Consider the following 3,986-nt stretch of genomic DNA (forward strand, 5'->3'; position numbering starts at 1 on the left):
TATCCTTTTTCTCTAGCTTGTTTTTCGGTCATACCTACAGAAGCGATTTCTGGCGTAGCATACGTGCAACCTGGAACGTTTCCGTAATCGATTGGATCTACGTGCATTCCTGCAATTTTTTCTACACAGTTGATTCCTTCTGCAGAAGCTACGTGTGCTAAAGCTTGTCCTGGAGTTACATCTCCAATAGCATAGTAACCAGAAATGTTTGTTTGATTGTAAGCGTTAACCAAGATTTTATCTCTGTCAACTGCAATTCCAACTTCTTCTAATCCAATATTTTCGATGTTGGTTTTGATTCCAACAGCTGAAAGTAAAATATCTGCTTCAAGAATAACTTCACCTTTGGCAGTTTTAACGAAAGCTTTTACTCCATTTCCAGTTGTATCGATTGTTTCTACTGATGAATTTGTCATAACGGTAATTCCAGCTTTTTTCAAAGATTTTTCCATTTGTTTTGAAATATCTTCGTCTTCTACAGGAACTACATTTGGCATAAATTCTACGATGGTAACTTCTGTTCCCATTGAGTTATAGAAATGAGCAAACTCAACTCCAATAGCTCCTGAACCTACGATAATCATCTTTTTAGGTTGACTTGGTAAGCTCATCGCTTGGCGATAACCAATTACTTTTACTCCATCTTGTGGTAAGTTTGGCAATTCACGAGAACGTGCTCCAGTAGCAATAATAATATGGTCGGCACTGAATTCAGTTACTTTTCCATCTTTATCAGTAACATCTATTTTTTTACCTGGTTTTACTTTTCCAAAACCATTGATAACGTCAATTTTATTTTTTTTCATCAAGAAAGTAACTCCTTTGCTCATTCCTTCAGCGACTCCTCGGCTACGTTGAATAACAGCTGGGAAATCTTTATCGAAGGATGAAACAGTCAATCCATAATTGGAGGCGTGTTTAAGATAATCAAAGACTTGAGCTGATTTTAGTAATGCTTTTGTTGGGATACAACCCCAATTCAAACAAACTCCGCCAAGATTTTCTTTTTCGATTACGGCAACTTTAAAACCTAATTGGGATGCTCTAATGGCTGTAACATAACCGCCTGGACCACTTCCTAAAACTATAATATCGTATTTCATATAGATTATTTTCTTAATTAATTTCAGTTGGCAAAATTAAGGGATTTATTTGATTAAAGAAAAAGTTTACTGTTTAAAGTTTTAAACCAGTATTTCATTAAAAACCAAACTGCTAAACTTCACTAATAAACTGGGAATTATAAAGGTTTTTGTAATAACCTCCAGTTTTTTCCAATAATTCTTGATGAGTTCCTTGTTCCACAATCAAGCCTTTATCCATAACAACAATTTTATCAGCATTGATGATGGTTGCCAAACGATGTGCAATCACAATGGATGTTCTACCTTTTGTGATGGTTTCAGTAGCTTTTTGAATCAACTCTTCGGAATATGTGTCGATGGATGATGTGGCTTCGTCCAAAATCAGAATACTAGGATTACTCACATAAGCACGAAGAAAAGCAATTAATTGACGTTGTCCAGAAGAAAGCATAACGCCACGTTCTTTTACATCGAAATCGTAATTATCGGGCAAACTCATAATGAATTTATGAACACCAATTTTTTTGGCAGCAGCCAAAACCTGCTCTCGAGATATATCAGGATTGTTTAAAGTTATATTATTGAAAATGGTATCGGCAAAAAGAAAAACATCTTGTAAAACCACTGCAATCTGCTTGCGAAGAGAACTCAAAGTATAGTTTTCTATGTTTTGGCCATCAATAAAAATGGAACCACTATTAATTTCGTAAAAGCGATTCAACAAGTTAATTATTGTTGATTTTCCAGCTCCTGTAGCACCAACAATGGCAATGGTTTTTCCAGCGGAAACAGATAAATCAATTCCTTTTATTACATATTCATCAGCAATATAACCAAAATGTACATCCTTGAATTGGATGTTTCCACTAAAAATAGGAGCTTCGATAGTGCCTTTATCTTGAATTTGGTCTTTGGTATCCAGAATGTCAAAAACACGGTTAGCAGCAATCATTCCCAATTGCATCTCGTTGAATTTATCAGCAATTTGGCGCAAAGGATTAAAGAGCATCCCTATAAACATTGTATAAGCAGTCATTTGTCCCAAGGTCGTAAATGGATTGCCATTTATAATTTGAAGACCTCCATACAACACGATGAATCCCAAAGTTAAAGAAGAAATAATATCGGCAATTGGAAAAAAGATGGAGTTGTAAAGAATGGTTTTTATCCAAGCTGTTTTGTGTTTTTCGTTGATGGATTTGAATTTTTCGAATTCAACATCTTCACGATTGAAGAGTTGAACAATTTTCATTCCGGTAACTCTTTCTTGAACAAAAGAATTCATATTGGCTATTTGGGTTCTCACTTCTTCAAAAGCCACTTGCATTTTACGTTGAAATATTCGAGTAAAGTAAAGAAGAATGGGCATTGCCAATACAACAATCATAGACAAATGCCAGTTCATCCAAAACATAATGATTAAACAAACAAACATTTTCATTAAATCACTAGCAATCATAAACAATCCTTGGCTGAAAATTCGAGCAATTTGTTCAATATCCGAAACAGAACGTGTCACTAATTGTCCCACAGGAGCATTGTCAAAATATTTCATTCGGAAACTCAACATATGTTTGAAGAGTTTGGTTCGAATATCTTTTACAATGTCTTGTCCAAGCCAGTTTGCCCAATACACAAAGAAAAATTGGAAAATTACTTCTAATAATAGGGTAACTCCCATCAGGGTTACATACATCAATAAACCATAATTATCTTTAGGTTTGATATAAGTATCAACAGTTCCTTGCAAAATTAGAGGACGAATCGCCGCAAAAATAGACAAACAAACAGCGAAAAAAATTACGCTATTAAATCTCCATTTATAGGGTTTAATGTATTTTAAAATACGTTTAAAAACTTTAGTGTCGAATGCTTTTGCTTTCATTTATTTTTTAGAATCTTTTACTTCGTTTAGCTCTTGATTTATTGTATTTTTTATTCTTCAACTCACTTCTTGCCATTCATTTTTATAAATAATCATATTCAATTTTGGTTAAATATAATCCGTGTGCTGGAACTGAAAAACCTGCATTTTCCCTGTTTTTACTTAAAATTATTTCATTGAACTCCTCTAAGGTTATTTTTTCCAAACCTACATTTACCAGTGTTCCCACAATGGCACGAACCATATTGCGAAGAAAACGATTGGCTGTAATGGTAAAAATAAGATTCTCATTTTCTTTTTTCCAATTAGCTTCAAAAATAGTACAATCAAAAGTATTTACATCGGTATTTACTTTCGAAAAACATTGAAAATCGGTGTGCTTAAACAATATTTTAGAAGCTTCATTCATCAAATCGATGTCTAATTTTTGATGAAAATACCAACTTCCATCTTGCATAAAAGCATTCTTGAATGTATTGATGTGATATTCATACGTTCTTTTTGTAGCGTCAAATCGAGCGTGGGCTTCATCGTTGACAGGAATAATATCATAAACAACAATATCTTTGGGTAAATAGGAATTGAGTTTATGTACTAAACTTTGACTGTCAAACGGAGTTTCAAAATCGAAATGAGCAAACATTTCCTTGGCGTGAACACCAGTATCGGTGCGACCTGCTCCCATAAGGGTTATCTCTGAATTCAGTACTACCGAAACCGCTTTATTCAATGTTTCTTGCACAGATGAAGCATTGGGTTGGCATTGCCATCCGTGATAATTAGTTCCGTTATAGGCCAGTTTTATAAAATATCTCAATTCAGATTTCAGATTTTAGATTTCAGATTTTTTCAGAAATAGAAACCAACATTAAAAACGCAAATCTACAAAGATTGATAATCTTATTAGCTATGTTTTATTTCAAAGTTTTTCCAAATCTCAAATCAAAAATCGTTAATCTTCAATCTTAAATAATAACTTTGAGGCTTCGTAAAAAAAAAAAGAGGATGAGATGGCG

2 protein-coding genes and 1 pseudogene are annotated in these 3,986 nt (G+C 33.7%); all 3 read right to left on the bottom strand.

All coding sequences use genetic code 11. From position 1 onward, the window contains the following. Positions 1-1,103: pseudogene (gene lpdA, locus PHC28_RS01715) on the bottom strand (dihydrolipoyl dehydrogenase); the annotation flags it as partial. Positions 1,104-1,215: 112 nt separating this feature from the next. Continuing rightward, a complete protein-coding gene (locus PHC28_RS01720; protein WP_300096106.1) occupies positions 1,216-2,970 on the bottom strand; it encodes an ABC transporter ATP-binding protein in 1,755 nt (584 codons plus the stop codon). 82 nt (positions 2,971-3,052) lie between these two features. After that, positions 3,053-3,787, bottom strand: coding sequence for a tRNA pseudouridine(38-40) synthase TruA (truA, locus tag PHC28_RS01725; protein ID WP_300096109.1), 735 nt, complete (start codon positions 3,785-3,787; stop codon positions 3,053-3,055). Positions 3,788-3,986 lie beyond the last annotated feature (199 nt).

It is taken from the genome of Flavobacterium sp. (assembly GCF_028712645.1).
Taxonomy (GTDB): domain Bacteria; phylum Bacteroidota; class Bacteroidia; order Flavobacteriales; family Flavobacteriaceae; genus Flavobacterium.